Origin of the sequence: Geomonas propionica, assembly GCF_016458235.1 — a bacterium.
Classification (GTDB): Bacteria; Desulfobacterota; Desulfuromonadia; order Geobacterales; family Geobacteraceae; genus Geomonas; species Geomonas propionica.
On sequence record NZ_JAEMHK010000010.1, the window covers coordinates 16367 to 32807 of the forward strand.

At 61.3% G+C, this 16441-nt stretch carries 20 protein-coding genes; 1 reads left to right on the forward strand and 19 read right to left on the reverse strand.

The genetic code is table 11. The annotated features are described in order from the left end of the window. Positions 1-10: 10 nt before the first annotated feature. From JFN90_RS13555 to JFN90_RS13640, 18 genes are all read right to left on the reverse strand, one after another. Positions 11-577 (reverse strand): CvpA family protein, encoded by a 567-nt coding sequence (locus JFN90_RS13555; RefSeq protein WP_199395660.1) that lies wholly within the window; start codon positions 575-577, stop codon positions 11-13. A 116-nt stretch (positions 578-693) separates the two neighbouring features. After that, the gene (locus JFN90_RS13560; protein WP_199395661.1) at positions 694-1137 is read right to left on the reverse strand and encodes a GatB/YqeY domain-containing protein; all 444 of its coding nucleotides are present in this window, start codon (positions 1135-1137) and stop codon (positions 694-696) included. Between the two features lie 12 nt (positions 1138-1149). Continuing rightward, positions 1150-1347: a 30S ribosomal protein S21 gene (gene rpsU / locus JFN90_RS13565; RefSeq protein ID WP_011940832.1), complete on the reverse strand. Its 198-nt coding sequence runs from the start codon at positions 1345-1347 to the stop codon at positions 1150-1152. A gap of 131 nt (positions 1348-1478) precedes the next feature. Continuing rightward, the gene (locus JFN90_RS13570) at positions 1479-1808 is read right to left on the reverse strand and encodes a phosphoribosyl-ATP diphosphatase (protein ID WP_199395662.1); all 330 of its coding nucleotides are present in this window, start codon (positions 1806-1808) and stop codon (positions 1479-1481) included. A gap of 137 nt (positions 1809-1945) precedes the next feature. Next, positions 1946-2704, reverse strand: coding sequence for an imidazole glycerol phosphate synthase subunit HisF (gene hisF, locus JFN90_RS13575; protein WP_199395663.1), 759 nt, complete (start codon positions 2702-2704; stop codon positions 1946-1948). A 20-nt stretch (positions 2705-2724) separates the two neighbouring features. Then, complete coding sequence (gene hisA / locus JFN90_RS13580) at positions 2725-3456, reverse strand: 1-(5-phosphoribosyl)-5-[(5-phosphoribosylamino)methylideneamino]imidazole-4-carboxamide isomerase (RefSeq protein ID WP_199395664.1); 732 nt, start codon at positions 3454-3456, stop codon at positions 2725-2727. A 13-nt stretch (positions 3457-3469) separates the two neighbouring features. Next, entirely contained in the window at positions 3470-4093 is a 624-nt protein-coding gene (hisH, locus tag JFN90_RS13585; RefSeq protein ID WP_199395665.1) for an imidazole glycerol phosphate synthase subunit HisH, read from the reverse strand. 151 nt (positions 4094-4244) lie between these two features. Then, entirely contained in the window at positions 4245-4832 is a 588-nt protein-coding gene (gene hisB, locus JFN90_RS13590) for an imidazoleglycerol-phosphate dehydratase HisB (protein ID WP_199395666.1), read from the reverse strand. A gap of 46 nt (positions 4833-4878) precedes the next feature. Next, a complete protein-coding gene (hisD, locus tag JFN90_RS13595) occupies positions 4879-6168 on the reverse strand; it encodes a histidinol dehydrogenase (protein WP_199395667.1) in 1290 nt (429 codons plus the stop codon). A 198-nt stretch (positions 6169-6366) separates the two neighbouring features. Then, positions 6367-7005 carry an ATP phosphoribosyltransferase gene (gene hisG / locus JFN90_RS13600; protein WP_199395668.1) on the reverse strand — a complete coding sequence of 213 codons (639 nt, stop codon included), beginning with the start codon at positions 7003-7005 and terminating at the stop codon, positions 6367-6369. Positions 7006-7128: 123 nt separating this feature from the next. Next, the gene (gene murA / locus JFN90_RS13605; RefSeq protein ID WP_199395669.1) at positions 7129-8394 is read right to left on the reverse strand and encodes a UDP-N-acetylglucosamine 1-carboxyvinyltransferase; all 1266 of its coding nucleotides are present in this window, start codon (positions 8392-8394) and stop codon (positions 7129-7131) included. Between the two features lie 99 nt (positions 8395-8493). After that, positions 8494-9348, reverse strand: coding sequence for a peptide chain release factor N(5)-glutamine methyltransferase (gene prmC, locus JFN90_RS13610; RefSeq protein ID WP_199395670.1), 855 nt, complete (start codon positions 9346-9348; stop codon positions 8494-8496). 57 nt (positions 9349-9405) lie between these two features. After that, a complete protein-coding gene (prfA, locus tag JFN90_RS13615) occupies positions 9406-10479 on the reverse strand; it encodes a peptide chain release factor 1 (protein WP_199395671.1) in 1074 nt (357 codons plus the stop codon). A 146-nt stretch (positions 10480-10625) separates the two neighbouring features. Then, positions 10626-11531 carry a DUF1385 domain-containing protein gene (locus JFN90_RS13620; RefSeq protein ID WP_199395672.1) on the reverse strand — a complete coding sequence of 302 codons (906 nt, stop codon included), beginning with the start codon at positions 11529-11531 and terminating at the stop codon, positions 10626-10628. Between the two features lie 22 nt (positions 11532-11553). Beyond that, complete coding sequence (gene thyX / locus JFN90_RS13625) at positions 11554-12243, reverse strand: FAD-dependent thymidylate synthase (protein WP_199395673.1); 690 nt, start codon at positions 12241-12243, stop codon at positions 11554-11556. 97 nt (positions 12244-12340) lie between these two features. After that, positions 12341-12562, reverse strand: a complete 222-nt coding sequence (rpmE, locus tag JFN90_RS13630) for a 50S ribosomal protein L31 (RefSeq protein WP_015722394.1) — start codon at positions 12560-12562, stop codon at positions 12341-12343. 99 nt (positions 12563-12661) lie between these two features. Beyond that, positions 12662-13909 (reverse strand): transcription termination factor Rho, encoded by a 1248-nt coding sequence (gene rho / locus JFN90_RS13635; RefSeq protein WP_199395674.1) that lies wholly within the window; start codon positions 13907-13909, stop codon positions 12662-12664. A 356-nt stretch (positions 13910-14265) separates the two neighbouring features. Next, positions 14266-14694 carry a peptide chain release factor family protein gene (locus JFN90_RS13640; RefSeq protein WP_236019006.1) on the reverse strand — a complete coding sequence of 143 codons (429 nt, stop codon included), beginning with the start codon at positions 14692-14694 and terminating at the stop codon, positions 14266-14268. A gap of 164 nt (positions 14695-14858) precedes the next feature. Between JFN90_RS13640 and JFN90_RS13645 the strand changes: the two genes are divergently transcribed. After that, positions 14859-15713 carry a metallophosphoesterase gene (locus JFN90_RS13645; RefSeq protein ID WP_199395675.1) on the forward strand — a complete coding sequence of 285 codons (855 nt, stop codon included), beginning with the start codon at positions 14859-14861 and terminating at the stop codon, positions 15711-15713. Here the strand turns inward: JFN90_RS13645 and JFN90_RS13650 are convergent. After that, positions 15710-16408, reverse strand: a complete 699-nt coding sequence (locus JFN90_RS13650; protein WP_215906801.1) for a cytidylate kinase-like family protein — start codon at positions 16406-16408, stop codon at positions 15710-15712. The two genes, JFN90_RS13645 and JFN90_RS13650, sit on opposite strands and share 4 nt — an antisense overlap. Positions 16409-16441 lie beyond the last annotated feature (33 nt).

A 16441-nucleotide genomic window follows, 5' to 3' on the forward strand; every position in this document is an offset into this window, starting at 1 on the left:
CGGTTGTTCCTTATTTCTTATGCGCTCCGTGCGGAGTCGACGCCTTTACTTCCTTTTTTTCCCCGGGTTCTGCGGCGTCCTTTGGTTCCCTGTGCTGGGCTATGGCACCTTCCCAGCCGGCGGCTATATCCGCTCCGGTCGAGGCGAAGGCCGCCCCGGTCTTTGAGCCGTGGATCCAGATCTTCACCTTTTCCGGCATCGGCTTGGTGGTCGCCAGGTAGAGGAGCACGCAGAGGATGAAGCCCCCCTGGAGGAAACCGAAGACGATCCCGCCGGCGCGGTTGATTCCGCCCAGGAGCATGACTTTCAAGACGACGGTGAGCAGATGACCGAGGAAGTAGAAAAGCATGCCGAGCAGCATGAAAATAAGGAGGAACGCCAGCGGCTGCGCGACCTGCGGGGGGAGGTTGATGAAGTGCCTGATCCCCAGACTGAGAGTGGAATAGTATCGGAAAGCGGCCCAGCCGCCCGTGACGAGGCCAAGCAGGGAGCACGCCTCCCGGACCAGCCCCTTCGAGAATCCCTTCGCCACAAAGAAAAGCAGTACGACCCAGATAAGGATGTCAAGAAGGATCATGCAAACACCTGGTCACTAGCCACAAAGCAAAAGAAGGGGGAATCGCTGCGATTCGCCCCTACTCATGACACCCATAACTCGCAAGCTCCCCCGGGAATAGGTCCCGGGGGAGTTCTTTATGCGAGTTTTTCCTTCACAACTTCGCTCACCAGTTTGCCTTCTGCACGGCCTGCGACGAGGGGCTGGAGGGCCTTCATGACCTTGCCCATATCCTTGCCGCCGGTAGCGCCGACTTCCGTGATGACTTTCGCCACCAGGTCGCCCAGCTCTTCCCGTGTCAGCTGCTGGGGGAGGTAGTCCATAAGGAGCGCGAGCTCCGCTTCCTCTTTATCCACCAACTCCTGCCTGCCTGCTTCCTTAAAGAGTCGGATGGATTCCCTGCGCTGCTTGCAGAGGGTAACGATGGTTTCGGTGATCTCGCTATCGCTCAGTTCACGTCTGAGCTCGATATCGCGGTTTTTCACCGAGGAGAGCACCATGCGGATGGTAGATAAACGCAGGGCGTCGCGACTTTTCATCGCCTCCTTCAGTTCCGCGTTGAGTCTCTCCCTCAGTTGCATGAAACCCTCTTCTTAGTCGACCATCTTGCGCTGTTTTTTCAGAGCGCGCTTGCGAGCGGCAATGGCCTTTTTCTTCTTCTTGATGCTCGGCTTCTCGTAGTGCTCTCTTTTGCGGACCTCAGAAAGGATTCCGGCTTTCTCGCACTGCTTCTTGAACTTCTTGAGCGCAAGCTCAAACGGTTCAGCTTCTTTTACCTTTACTCCCGGCATTCATATTCCCCCCCCTTCTCTAGCTAGATTTACAACTTGTGTGGGTACGGGCCGGCAGACATTATTCAAGGAACCAGCAATATACCATCGCGGTCTTTTTTGTCAAGGCATTTGTGCCATTGTGGAACGAACTAGCCGATGCGGGAATTCTTCTCTTCGATGCCGGACATGCCGAAGCGGCGCCTGAGTTCAGCGTAGACCTCCTCCGGATCGATGTCGTAGAAGCCCAGCAGGACCAGGCTGTGGAAGAAAAGGTCGGCGGTCTCGTAGACGATCTCCTCGCGCTTGCCGCCCTTGCCGGCGATAACGACCTCGGTCGCCTCCTCGCCCAGTTTCTTGAGGATCTTGTCGATCCCCTTCGCCATGAGGCTCGCGGTGTAGGAGTTCTCGCTCGGGTTGGCCTTGCGTTCCTGGATCACGCGGTAAACCGCGGTGATGATGTCGTCTTTATGCTGCTCCATGATGAAGCTCCTTCGTTTGTTCTTCTGCTCCTCACCCCGGAGGGGGGAGGTTGGGAGGGGGGCTATTCTAGCAGGAGAAAACCATCCCCCTCCCTGACCCTCCCCCTCCGGGGGAGGGAACAAGAATGGTCAAGGGATTACAGCCTGACCGGCACGCCGCGCTCGCGGAGGTAGGTCTTGGCTTCCTCGATGGTGTACTCGCGGTAGTGGAAGATGGATGCGGCGAGGCAGGCGCTGGCGCCGGCCTGGGTGAAGCCGTCGTAGAGGTGCGACAGGCCGCCGACCCCGCCAGAGGCGATGACCGGGATGCTGACCGCATCGACCACGGCCCGGGTCAGCGGCAGATCGTAGCCGTCCTTGGTGCCGTCACGGTCCATGCTGGTGAGCAGGATCTCGCCGGCGCCCAACTCTTCCATGCGCTGCGCCCATTCGACCGCGTCGATGCCGGTCGGGTTGCGGCCGCCATGGGTGTAGACTTCCCAGCCGCCATTGGCGCGGGAGCGGGCGTCGATGGCGACCACGGTGCACTGCGAGCCGAACCGCTCGGCCGCCTCGTTCACGAACTCGGGACGGTGCACCGCGGCCGTGTTGATGGAGACCTTGTCGGCCCCTGCGTTCAGCAGGCGCCTGATGTCGTCGACCGTGCGGACGCCGCCGCCGACAGTGAGCGGCATGAAGACGCGCTCGGCGGTCCTGCGCACCACGTCAATGATGATGTCGCGCTCGTCGGAGGAGGCGGTGATGTCGAGAAAGGTCAGCTCGTCGGCGCCCTGCTGGTCGTACAGCTCGGCGATCTCGACCGGGTCGCCCGCATCGCGCAGGCCCAGGAACTGGACACCTTTAACTACCCGGCCACCTTTGACGTCCAGGCAGGGGATGATTCTTTTTGTAAGCATCTTAAAACTCCAGCTTTGTCTTAGCGCTGCTTCTTGGTCAGTGCGATAGCTTCGGCGAGGTTGATGGCGCCGGAGTAGATGGCCTTGCCGGTGATGACACCGGTGACTCCGGAGGACTCGATGGCGATCAGGTTCTCGATGTCCTTCAGCGAGGAGAGTCCGCCGGAGGCGATCACCGGGATGTTGATGGCTTCAGCCAGTGCCTTGGTGGCCTCGATATTCGGCCCCTGCATCATGCCGTCGCGGCTGATGTCGGTGTAGATGATGGCGGAGACGCCGTCCCCTTCGAACTGCCTGGCGAGTTCGGTCGCCGTGATGCCGGTCACTTCGGCCCAACCCTGGACCGCGACCATGCCGTTCTTGGCGTCGATACCGACCACGATCTTGCCGGGGAACTTGGCGCAGGCTTCCTTCACAAAAGCAGGGTTTCTCTGCGCGGCGGTGCCGATGATGACGCGGCCGATGCCGAGGGAGAGATAGGCTTCGATGGTGGCGATGTCGCGGATGCCGCCGCCCAACTGGGTCGGGATGGTGACGGACTTCACGATGGACTCGATGGCGGAGCGGTTCTTCGGCTCGCCCGCAAAGGCGCCGTCCAGGTCGACGATGTGCAGGATCTCGCCGCCCTGACGCTGCCACTCGGCCGCCTGTGCGCCCGGATCGTCGTTGAAAACCGTGTCCTTCTCCATCAGCCCCTGCTCCAAGCGGACGCAGCAGCCGTTCTTCAGATCTATTGCCGGAATAATGATCATTTCAATCCCTCAGTTATTTCATTGCAGCGAAGTTCTTCAGCATGGCGAGCCCCTTGTCCTGGGACTTCTCCGGGTGGAACTGGGCGGCCACGACGTTGTCGCGCCAGATGGCGGCGCAGAAGTCGATGCCGTAGTTGGTGGTCGCCGCCACCACGCTCTCGTCGTTCGGCTTCACGTAGTAGGAATGCACGAAGTAGACGTTGGAACCGTTATCGACGCCATTGAACAGCGGCGAAGGGCGCTTGATGTCGAGCTGGTTCCAGCCCATGTGCGGCACCTTCAGCTCCTCACCCGCCTGCTCCATCCCTTCCGGGAAGCGAAGCACCTTGCCGGGGATCACGTCGAGGCCCTTGTGGATGCCGAATTCCTCGCTCTCGGTGAAGAGAAGCTGCAGCCCCAGGCAGATGCCGAGGAAGGGTTTGCCTTCCTTGATCACCTTGAGGATCGGCTCCACGAATCCACCTTCCTCGAGGTTCCTGATGCAGTCGCGGAAGGCACCGACGCCTGGCAAGACGACGCGTTCGGCGTCCAGAAGCACTTTAGGATCAGAGGTAACGATGGCCTCGCAGCCGACCTTCTCGAACCCTTTCTGCACGGAGCGCAGATTCCCCATGCCGTAATCTATGATCGCGATCATCTCTTTATCCTTCTGTATGCCAGTTCTTGTTGCGGTAGTCAGATCTCAAATAGTGCCAGCGCCCTCATCCGCCCCTGCGGGGCACCTTCCCCCGACGGGGGAAGGAAGGCCCCCCCTCGCCCTCCGGGAGAGGGCCGGGGTGAGGGCAGGCTTACAGCTTGCCCTTGGTGGACATGACCCCTTCGATGCGGGGGTCCATCTGGGTCGCCATGTCGAGGGCGCGGGCCGCGGCCTTGAAGCAGGCTTCCAGGATGTGGTGTACGTTGTCGCCGTACATCACGTTGATGTGGAGGTTCGCGCCGCAGTGGTTCACGAAGCCCTGGAAGAACTCGCGCACCAGCTCGACGTCGAAGTCGCCGATCTTCACCTTGGGGAGCTGAACGTTGTAGACCAAGTAGGGACGCCCGGAAAGGTCGGTGGCGACGCTCGCCAGGGTCTCGTCCATCGGCACGGTGGCCTGGCCGTAACGGCGGATGCCGCACTTGTCGCCAAGGGCTTCCTTGAACGCCGAGCCGAGCACGATGCCGATGTCCTCGACCGTGTGGTGGAAGTCGATGTCGATGTCGCCATGCGCCTCGATCTTGAGGTTAAAAAGGCCGTGCCTGGCGAAGAGGTCCAGCATGTGATCCAGAAAGGGGACCGAAGTGCAGAGCTGCGCCTCGCCTTTGCCGTCGATTTCAAGGGAGAGCTTGATCTGCGTCTCCTTGGTGATGCGTTCGATGTTTGCCGACCTGGCCATGCCTGCCTCCTTTAATTACATGATCAAAGCTGCCATGAATTTGAAACTAGCTGTCCAGCCTGAAGCTGACCGACTTGCCGTGGGCTTCCAGCCCTTCCAGCGTGGCGATGCGGACGATATCGGCACCGACCCGCTGCAGGCCGCCCTTGGTGAAATAGATGAGGGAGCTTTTCTTGATGAAGTCATCCACCGACAGCGGCGAGAAGAAGCGCGCCGTGCCGCCGGTCGGGAGCGTGTGGTTGGGGCCGGCGAGATAATCGCCGGAGGCCTCGGGGGTGTAGTGTCCCATGAAGATCGCGCCGGCGTTGGTGATGAGCGGCATGATCTCGAACGGGTTCTCCACTGCGAGTTCCAGGTGCTCCGGGGCGATGCGGTTGGAGAAGGCAATGGCCTCTTCCAGGTCGCCGGCCACGATGATGACGCCAAAGGATTCCCAGGACTTGCGGGCGATCGCCTCGCGGGAAAGTTCCTTCAACTGGCGCTCCACCTCGGCCGCCACCTTCTCGCCGAAAGCGCGGTCGGTGGTGATCAGTACGGAGGAGGCAAGTTCGTCGTGCTCGGCCTGGGAGAGAAGGTCCGCCGCTATGTGGGTCGGGTTGCCGCTGCCATCGTTGATGACCAGGATCTCGCTCGGGCCGGCGATCATGTCGATGCCGACCTGGCCGAAGACCAGCTTCTTGGCGGTGGCGACGTAGATATTGCCCGGGCCGGTGATCTTGTCGACTTTCGGAACGGTGGCGGTGCCGTAGGCGAGTGCCGCGACGGCCTGCGCGCCGCCAATGCGGAAGATGCGATCGACGCCGGCAAGCTTGGCGGCTACCAGCACGTGGGCGTTGGTCTCACCGCCCGGGGTGGGGACGACCATGATGATCTCGCCGACGCCGGCGACCTTGGCGGGCACGGCGTTCATGATGACGCTGGAGGGATAGCAGGCCTTGCCGCCGGGGACGTAGATGCCCACCTTGGCGAGCGGGGTAACCTTCTGGCCCAGCATGATGTCGGCTTCCTCGGTGGAAAGCCAGGTCTGCTGCTTCTGCTTCTCGTGATAGCGGGCGACGCGCTCGACGGCGAGTTTCAGCGCCGCGAGGTCCTTCTCGTCCACCTGGGCGAAGGCCTTGGCGAACTCTTCCTCGGTGATCTCCAGCCCAGCCGCGTCGCACTCCAGCCGGTCGAAACGGCGGGTGTAATCAAGGAGCGCCGCGTCGCCGCGCTTGCGCACATCCGAGATGATGCCCAGCACCACCTCTTCGACCTCGCGCCCCGACTCCTCGCCACGCTCAACAATGGCATCGAACTTCGCCTGAAAATCTGCTTCCCTGATGTCGAGGAACTGCATCTTTAAACCTCGCGAATGGTGGAAATAAAATCTTTATACTCTCGCATTCACCCCTCTCGAGCACCCTGCCCGAAGGAGGGGACTGGCTCCGCCAGGTGCCTGTCCCCTTTGGGCTTGGGTAAGGTGGGTGGGCGGAATGGAGCGTTCCGCTAGAGGGCCTGGCACCTAACGGAGCCAGTCCCTTCTGCGATCCGGTCGTTATATATGCTGCTCCAGCCCTTCGATGATCTTGGAGATGCGCTCGTGCTTGGTCTTGAGGCTCGCACGGTTGACGATCAGGCGGCAGGTGATCTCTGCGATGGTTTCAATCTCCACCAGGCCGTTCTGCTTCAGCGTCTCGCCGGTGGAAACGAGGTCGACGATGCGCTCGGAAAGGCCGACCAGCGGAGCAAGCTCGATGGAGCCGTAAAGCTTGATCAGCTCGACCTGTATGCCCTTCGCCGCGAAGTACTTCTCCGTCACGTTAGGATACTTGGTGGCGATACGGATGTTGTTCCAGGCGGAGGGGTCGTCCTTGCTGGAAAGTTCGACCGGCTCGGCGACCATGAGGCGGCAATAGCCGAATTTCAGGTCCAGCGGCTCGTAGAGATCCTTCTCCGCCTCCATCAGGGTGTCCTTGCCGACGATGCCGAGGTCGGCACAGCCGTACTCCACGTAGGTGGGGACGTCGGTGGCGCGCACGATCATGTAGCGCATCTTCTGCTCGTGGTTCTCGAAAACAAGCTTGCGGGTGTCGGAGAGGAGCTCTTCACAGTCGATGCCGATCTTCTTGAACAGGGCAACGGAGTCCTGCAGGATGCGGCCTTTCGGGATGGCGATGGTGACGTAGTCGGTCATTTTAAAAACTCCGTGGGAGCATGGCATTTATGTGTTACGGATCTTGCGGGCACCCTCTCCCAGAGGGAGAGGGAAGGTAAAGCTTGGGGGCACGACATCAGCGTGTCATGCCCCCAATATGCACTACGGCCCGTCGACGTCCGGGACGCGGACGATGTCCGCGCCGAGTCCGGCGAGCTTCTTCTCGATGTTCTCGTAGCCGCGGTCCAGGTGGTAGATCCTGGAGATCTCGCTGGTGTTGTCAGCGGCCAGGGCGGCAAGGATCAGCGACGCGGAGGCCCGGAGGTCGGTCGCCATGACCGGCGCGCCGGAAAGCTTCTTGACGCCTTTGACGGTTGCGGCGTTGCCTTCGCAGATAATGTCAGCGCCGAAACGCAGCAGCTCGGAGACGTGCATGAAACGGTTCTCGAAGATGTTCTCCGAGATCACGCTGGCGCCTTCCGCGACGCACATGAGGGCCATGAACTGGGCCTGCATGTCGGTCGGGAAGCCCGGGTAGGGACGGGTCTTGATGTTGACGTTGCGAATCTTCTTCGGCCCCTTGACGCGGACCACATTGTCCTTGTTGATGATCTCCACGCCGGCGTCCTGCAGCTTGAAGGTCAGGGCGTCCAGGTGCTCCAGGCGCATGTTCTTGATCTTAATGTCCCCGCCGGTGATGGCGGAAGCGATCATGAAGGTACCGGCCTCGATGCGGTCCGGCATCACCGCGTGCTCGGCGGCGGTCAATTGCTCGACCCCTTTAATGCGGATAGTGTCGGTGCCGGCCCCTTCGATGTTGGCGCCCATCTTGGTCAGGATATCGGCGAGGTCCACGATCTCCGGTTCGCGCGCCGCATTCTCCAGGATGGTCTCCCCCTGCGCGGTGGCGGCCGCCATCAGGAGTTGCTCGGTGCCGCCCACGGTGGAGATGTCGAAGTTGATGCGTGCACCCTTCAGTTTCTTGGCCTTCGCTTCCACGTAGCCATGCTCCAGGGTGATCTCAGCGCCCAGCGCGGCAAGACCTTTCAGGTGCAGGTTGATGGGACGCGCGCCGATGGCGCAGCCGCCAGGGAGCGATACGCGGGCCTGGCCGAAACGGGCCAAAAGCGGGCCGAGCACCAGCACGGAGGCGCGCATGGTGCGCACCAGGTCGTATGTGGCTTCCCAGCTGTTCAGGTTGGTGGTGTCGATCTTGACCACGTTGCCGCGACCGTCGACCGTGGCGCCGAGTTTCTCCAGCACCTTGATGGTGGTGTTGATATCCCTCAGGAAGGGAACGTTGCTGATGGTGTGGCACCCGGGCGCCAGAATGGTGGAGATGAATATGGGGAGGGCGGCGTTTTTCGATCCGCTGACGGTCACTTCTCCGGAAAGTTTGTTGCCACCTTTGATTATCAGTTTTTCCACTGTTACCTCTGTGTTCTTTTCTTTTGTTCAACGCCCCGAGGGGCGGAGGGAAATGTCTCAGTCCCTAAGGGGACAGGCACCTGGCGGAGCCAGTCCCCCTCAGAGCCTGCCGCCGACCACGCGCTCGATGCCTGCAGGATCGGTCTGGGTGAAGGTTTCCCCGGCGAAGCCGCCGGACTTCAAAAGTCCCAGCACCTGGGGTGCCTGTCCGGCGCCGACCTCGAAGATCAGCCAGCCGCCGGGGTTCAGATAGCCGGGCGCGTCGCTCACGATACGCCGGTAAAAATCGAGGCCATCGGCCCCGCCATCGAGCGCGCCCATCGGCTCGAAGCCGCGCACCTCTGCCTGCAAGGTCGCCAGTTCGGAATTGGGAATATAGGGCGGGTTGGATACTACCATGTCGAAGCGTCGTCCCGCAAACGGTTCGAACATAGAGCCCTGGAAAAATTGCACGGCGGCCTCGTTGCGCTCGGCGTTGCCGCGGGCGACCTCGAGGGCTTCCGCGGAAACGTCCACGCTGCAGACTTCCGCCTGCGGCAGTGCCTTGGCCAGCGCGATGGCCACGCAGCCGCTGCCGGTGCCGATGTCGAGGATGCTCCGGGCGGCGGAACCGCGCTCGATCGCCTCGGTCACCAGCACCTCGGTGTCGTGGCGCGGGATCAGTACCGCCGGGGTGACCCGAAATTCGAGTCCCATGAATTCCTGGGTCCCCAGGATGTACTGCAGCGGCTCGCGCTTGCCGCGTCGCGCCACCATAGTGCGGTAAGCGGCCAGCTCGGCGTCGGAAAGGGGCTTGTCGAAGTTCAGGTAGAGACCGACCCGGTCCAGGGACAGCGCCTCGCACAGCATCCACTCCGCCTCCAGGCGCGGGTTTTCCACGCCTTTCTCGGAAAGGTAGCCTTTGGTCCAATTAAGGATCTTGAGGACATCCCATTTTTCGGGGGTGGTGGTCATGTCAAATTACCTGGACATTGTGGGTCCGTCGAAGGTGGCCGACCCGGAAGGCATGAATTACATGCCTTCGCTTTGGGCCTGCAGGGCTTCCATCTGGTAGTGGGCGCGCAGGGAATCGGCGATCTCGGAGATGTCGCCGGCCATGATGGAATCGAGGCGGTACAGGGTGAGCCCGATGCGGTGATCGGTCATGCGCCCCTGCGGGAAGTTGTAGGTCCTGATGCGCTCGCTGCGGTCGCCGCTGCCCACCTGGCTCTTCCTGTCGGCGGCCATCTTGGCGTTCTGCTCCATCACGATGTTGTCCAGGATCCTGGACTTCAAGACCTTCATGGCTTTCGCGCGGTTCTTGATCTGGCTGCGCTCTTCCTGGCAGGCGACGACGGTGCCGGTCGGAAGGTGGGTGATCCTGACCGCGGAGTCGGTGGTGTTGACGTGCTGGCCGCCCGCGCCGGAGGAGCGGTAGACGTCGATCTTCAGGTCGGTCGGGTTGATGTCGATGTCGACGTCCTCAGCCTCGGGCATGACCGCCACGGTGCAGGCCGAAGTGTGGATGCGCCCCTGCGCCTCGGTCTCGGGAACGCGCTGCACGCGGTGGGTGCCGGACTCGTACTTCAGTTTGGCGAAGACACCGTCGCCCTCGACCAGCGCGATTACCTCTTTGAAGCCACCCCGCTCGGACTCGGATGCGGAGATCACTTCGACCTTCCAGCGGTTGGTCTCGGCGAAGCGGCTGTACATGCGGAACAGGTCGCCCGCGAAAAGTGCCGACTCGTCTCCGCCGGTGCCGGCGCGGATCTCCAGGACGACGCTCTTGTCGTCGTTGGGGTCCTTGGGCAGCAGGAGCACTTGGATCTCGCTTTCCAGCTGCTCGCGGCGCTCCTCCAGGGTTTCCAGTTCGGCCTGGGCCATCTCGCGCATCTCCTGGTCCGGCTCCTTCAGGAGTTCCTTGTTCCCTTCCATGTCGGCGAGCACTTTCTTGTACTCGCGGTAGGCGGCGATCAACTCGGTGAGGCCGGCGTGCTCCTTGGAGAGCTTCCTGAACTCAGTCTGGTTCGCCAGCACCTCCGGATCGGAAAGGAGCGATTCCAGCTCGCCGAAACGGGTTTCAAGATCTGCGATTTTATCGAACATGGACATACAACACCTCAAAAGACCCTTGGGCCTGATTCAATCAAAAACATTCTGCCTGGTCACCCAAGCGGCAAGGCGGGCGAATGATTATTCGCCCCTACAGGTGCGGGATCCCCGCTGAGAGCTCCCCTTACCTCACGTGCCGGCTAAACGACCAGCCGGTCGTCTTTGAAGCCGTCGTTCAGCTCGAGGGCGACCTGCATCGACTTGATGGCGACCTCAATCTGGCTGTCGTCGGGCTCGCGGGTGGTCAGCCGCTGCAGCGCTAGGCCCGGGGCGATCACCATCCGCACCAGCGCGTGGCTGTCGTGCTTGGCGGTCCACTTGAGGACCTCGTAGGAGAGCCCGGCGATCATCGGCAGCAGGACGATCCTGGAGCCGGCCTTGAAGTAGAAGGGCCACAGCTTCGGGATCAGGGAGAACACCACGATGCTCACCAGCATGACGATCAACAGGAAGCTGGTACCGCAACGCGGGTGCAGGCAGCTGTACTTCCTCACGTTGTCGACGGTGAGCTCCTCGCCCGCCTCGAAGGTGAAGATCGACTTGTGCTCGGCGCCGTGATACTGGAACACCCGCTGGATGTCCTTCATGCGCGAGATGCCGATGATGTAGATCAGGAACACCGCGACCCGAATCACGCCATCCACCAGGTTGAAGACGATGTTGGAGTCACCGATGATCGGGATGAGCAGCTTGGTCAGGTAGAGCGGCAGGATGAAGAAGAGCAAGATGCCGAAACCGAAGGCGACGGCCATGGTGCCGGCGATGGCCCAGTCGTTGATCTCTTCTTTTTCCTCGCCCTCGGTGAGCGCCTCGTTGGCGGAGAAGTTGAGCGCCTTGATGCCGATGATGAGCGACGAGAAAAGCGCCACCGCTCCACGGACGATGGGGAGCTTGGTGATGGGGAAACGCTCGGAAAGCGGGATCACCGTCTCGCTCTTCACCGAGATGTCGCCGTCGGGCCTTCTCACTGCAATGGCCATGGAGCGGGGGGCCCGCATCATGACGCCTTCCAGAACCGCCTGTCCGCCAATGTTTATCTTTGACACGTTGTTACCTCGTGTTGAAAGGCTATAGAGCCCGGAAGAACTCCCGCACCTCGGCCATCTTGCCGCAGCACATGGCGCCTTCAGGGCAGGGGCCGGCAAGGCAGCCGGGGCCGGCCTTGTCGAAAACGGTGGGCGCCACCGGCTTCACGAGACGCAGCATCTCGACGGCCATGGCGCGAATCTCCCACTGGGCCCGCTCGCAGCAGCGCACGGCGAAGAAGTGCAGAAGCTCCCGGGCGTTCATGGTGATGATGATCTTGGTTTCGGTGGCGTTGGGAAGCAGGTAGCGTGCATCCTCGGCCGGGACACCCGCCTCGACCAGGGTGGCATAGGCCGCGTGTAGCGAGGCGACCTGGGCCTCGAAGAGCTGCAGGTGCTCGGGGTTGTCCGCTATCGACTGCGGCGTCACCACGGCAAAGCGTTCTTTATGCGAGACGTAGCGCTGGGACTGCTGTGAAAAGGAGGCGACCCGGTGCCGCACCAGCTGGTGGCTGGTGACGCGCGAGATCCCGTCCACGCCGAAGGTGAACGAAGCGTGCTCCAGCACCGACTGGTGCCCAAGCGACATGATCTTGTCCAGGAATTTTTTGACGTCGGCGCCGGAGAGTTTATCCTTGAGCGCCTCGATGTCGGCCGACGAATAGCAGAGCCGGGCCGCCAGTGCGATGGTCAACTCGGGCTCGGGGGTGTGCTGCAGGAGGGCAACCTTCATGAAGATCCTTCAAACACTGTCGTGCTGTAGAAAACGAAATAAGGGGATTTCGCCATAGACAAAATCCCCTCGAACCGATTCGCGAACGCGAAAGCCTCTAGCTTTCTTCGGTCGGCGCCGCAGCGATGTTGTAGCGCTTGCGGAAGCGCTCGACGCGGCCTGCGGTGTCGATAAGCTTCTGCTTGCCGGTGTAGAACGGGTGGCACTGCGAGCAGATCTCGGTGGAGATCTCCGCTTTGGTGGAACGGGTCTGGAACTGGTTACCGCACAGGCACTTCACGGTAATCTCTTCGTACTTGGGGTGGATCCCTTCTTTCATATCTTCCTCCTGGCGGGGCGCACCCCGTTATCTGACTTTGATGTTCTTGCCGGAAAGTAGCCATAAATAGCACCTTCACTGCAAGATTTCAACACTTTTTTACTTGCTCATGGAATCGAGGAAGTCCTGGTTGGTCTTGGTCCCCTGCAGCTTGGAGATCAGGAACTCCATGGAATCCACCACGTTCATGGGGTGGAGCACCTTCCGGAGGATCCAGATGCGGTTCAGAGAAGACTTCTCGATGAGCAGTTCCTCTTTCCTCGTGCCCGACTTGTTGATGTCGATGGCGGGGAAAGTCCTCTTTTCGACCAGCTTACGGTCCAGGTGCAGCTCCATGTTGCCGGTGCCCTTGAACTCCTCGAAAATGACCTCGTCCATCTTGGAGCCGGTATCGACCAGCGCGGTGGCGATGATGGTGAGCGAGCCACCTTCTTCGATGTTGCGCGCCGCGCCGAAGAAGCGTTTGGGCTTGTGCAGCGCGTTGGAGTCGACGCCGCCGGAGAGGATCTTGCCGGAAGGCGGGATCACGGTGTTGTAGGCGCGGGCCAGACGGGTGATGGAGTCCAGCAGGATGACGACGTCGCGCTTGTGCTCGACCAGTCGCTTGGCCTTCTCGATGACCATCTCGGCTACCTGGATGTGGCGGGAAGCCGGCTCGTCGAAGGTGGAGGAGATGACCTCGCCCTGCACGGAGCGCTGCATATCGGTAACCTCCTCCGGACGCTCGTCGATCAGGAGGACGATCAGGAACACCTCGGGGTGGTTGACGGCGATGGAGTTGGCGATGTTCTGGATCAGCATGGTCTTGCCGGTGCGCGGCGGAGCGACGATCAGGCCCCTCTGCCCCTTGCCGATCGGCGCCACCAGCTCCATGACGCGGCTGGACATGTTGTCCGGCGCGGTCTCGAGCTTCAGCTTCTCTTCCGGGTAGAGCGGAGTCAGGTTGTCGAAGAGGATCTTGTCGCGGGCGACCTCGGGAGACTCGTGGTTCACGGTCTCGACCTTCAAGAGGGCGAAGTAACGCTCCCCTTCCTTGGGCGGCCTGATCTGGCCGGCCACGGTGTCGCCGGTGTGCAGGTTGAAGCGGCGGATCTGCGAGGGCGACACGTAGATGTCGTCGGGACCCGGCAGGTAGTTGTAATCCGGCGCCCTCAGGAAGCCGAACCCGTCCGGCAGAGTCTCGAGAACCCCTTCGCCGAAGATCATCCCGTTCTTCTCGGTCTGGGCGTTGAGGATGGCGAAGATCAGGTCCTGCTTCCTGAGACTGGACGCCCCCTCGATGTTCAACGCCTTGGCAATGGCCGTGAGATCGTTGATTTTCTTTTCTTTAAGTTCCTGTAGGTTCATCTGTTCTCCTGATATGGCGCAAATATAGATCTAACGGCAAATTGCCTGACTGGAATACGGGAATGTTTCACCGATGCGGCATGGGTAACATGCGAGGCGTGCCTGACGAGCGCTATCGTGTAAAGGATCTGTGAGTAAGTAAGCCTTGAGTTTATCTTGAGGTGTCGGTACCGGTTCGGTATGAGATAAAAATCGGGGTATTTAAAGGTGTCTGCAAAAGGTCTGATTGAGGATATTGAGAATTTATACCCTTCCCCTCATTACCTTGTCAACTTTATTTTTTCCGCCCTTTACGGCCCGGACCGCGTCGGACCACTAAGAACCTCAAGGGGTTCCGCCCACCGCGAGCGGTCAAATTATTGGCACTCTTCCGGGCCCGTTGACGCTGCAGACCCCGTTTCCGGCTCCCGCCCCGCATCAGTTGCAGCATCGGTGCCATACTTGGCGCCGCCGCGCCGTTTTCTGCGGGCCTTCTGCCTTTTCAGCTTTTCCGCGGCCAATTCCTTCTTGGTCATGCCGCCGCCGGCGCCCTCGATCTTCTCCAACAGTAGGCGGCGGGCAAGGAACCGGTTCAGCGACTGGCTGCGCGATTCCATGCATTTCACCTCGAGCCCGCTGGGGAGGTGTTTCAGGTAGACGCAGGAGGAGCTCTTGTTGACGTGCTGCCCGCCCCGCCCCGATGCATGGACGAAACGCTCCTCCAGGTCCTTCTCCGCGACCCCGAGCTGTTCCATCTTCGCTTTCAGCCAGCGGTTCTTTTCCTCGCTCACCGCGAAATCTGCCATCGCCCCCCCTTTCGTTCCAGGGGAGCATGATAGCGTCCGGCAATGGGGAAGTCAAAAGGTGTCGACGAGAGGCCCGGGTGCCGCGGGAAGGGCGAATAATTATTCGCCCCTACAGGTCCGGGGCCTCCTTGGTATAATCTCCGGCTGATTCCGGAGGTGCGTTCATGACAACTATCAGCAGGCGCGCATTCCTGGCCGGCGGGATCGCCTTTTTGCCCTACCTCTACTATCAGCGGGTCTCGGTGGCGGTGCGGCGCTACCGGGTGCCGGTGCAAAACCTCCCCCGACCTTTCCACGGCTTCACCATCCTGCATATCACCGACCTGCACGACAAGGAATTCGGCGAACACGGCAAGGATCTGCTGGCGATACTGCGCGGATTATCCTTCGATCTCCTGGCCGTCACGGGAGACCTGGTGCTGCGGACTTCGCCAAAGGTCGATGCGGCTCTCGAACTGATCCGGGGGATTGGCGGCTTTTCCAAAAGCCCGGCCTTCTCGGTGAGCGGCAATCACGAGTGGGGCGCGCAACTGGCGCCGCAAGTCAACGCGAAACTTGAACAGGCTGGAGTCAGGGTTCTAACCAACGAATCGGAGGTGCTACGGAGGGGGGAGGACCGGCTCTGGGTGGTCGGGGTGGACGACCCCGTCACCGGGAGGGCGAACTTGACGCAGGCGCTAAGCCCTACCGATGCCCGCCAACCGCGCCTGTTGCTGGCCCATGCGCCGCACCCCTTCCCGCAGGCGGTGCAGGCCGGTGTGGACCTGATGCTGGTTGGCCACACCCACGGGGGACAGATCCGCGTCCCCTTGATCGGCGCGCCCTACATCCCCTCCATGGGCTACTTGCCGAGGTGGGATTACGGCCTGTACCGCCAAGGGAAAAGCACCATGATCGTCAACGGCGGTCTGGGGGAGAGTTGGTTCCCGATCCGCATCAACAACCCTCCCGAAGTGGCGCTGGTGACCCTGTACCCTTCGGACCCCGCACAGTTCTCCGGCAAGGAGGGCCTCGGCTAGCCGCGCGTCGTCGGCATGACTACGTCAGCCATGACCTCCGCCATCCGCTGCGCCGACAGGCGGGCGTTGTTGAAGACGAGGTGGTACAGGGTCGGGTCGGTGATGTCACGCCCGAGGAAATCTTTGAGGAAGGCGTCGCGCTGGCGCTGTTTCTCCGTAACCATGTCTTGCGCCTTGTCAGGCGAGATCCCGCAGCGGGCCGCCACCGCCTTCACCTTGAAACTCATGGGGGCGATGATGCGGAAGTGATAGCAGTTGCCCGTGTTCTGGGTGAGGATGGAAGCGCCCCTGCCGACCAAGATCACGTTTCCCTCGGTGGCCAGCGCAACGATCTGGCGGCAAAGCAGGCGGTAGTAGTCCTTGTCGCTTTTCCAGCGCGAGGAAAAGCTGGAAAGCATGTCGTCGAGGAAACGGTTCTTGGTGCCGAGGTTGCGTAGGATCCCTTCCGAGAGGTTGTGGTCCTTGGCCACCGCGTCGAGCAGGGCCCGGTCCATGACGACCCACGGTTTGCCGCAGCGATGTTCCAGTATCCCCTGCAGCCTCTCGGCAACCGGGTACCCCTCACAACCGAACTCCCGGGTTATGGTCACCGTGGGGTTGGCCCGCTCCATGCCGTGTTCGTGCAGGTTCCTCCGGCCGACCTCCATCAAGCCGCGCAACCGCTGTTCAATCGACGGGATCAAAACGTTGCCCATGATGACGCCCTCCCTGAACTGTTAGCAGCCTCG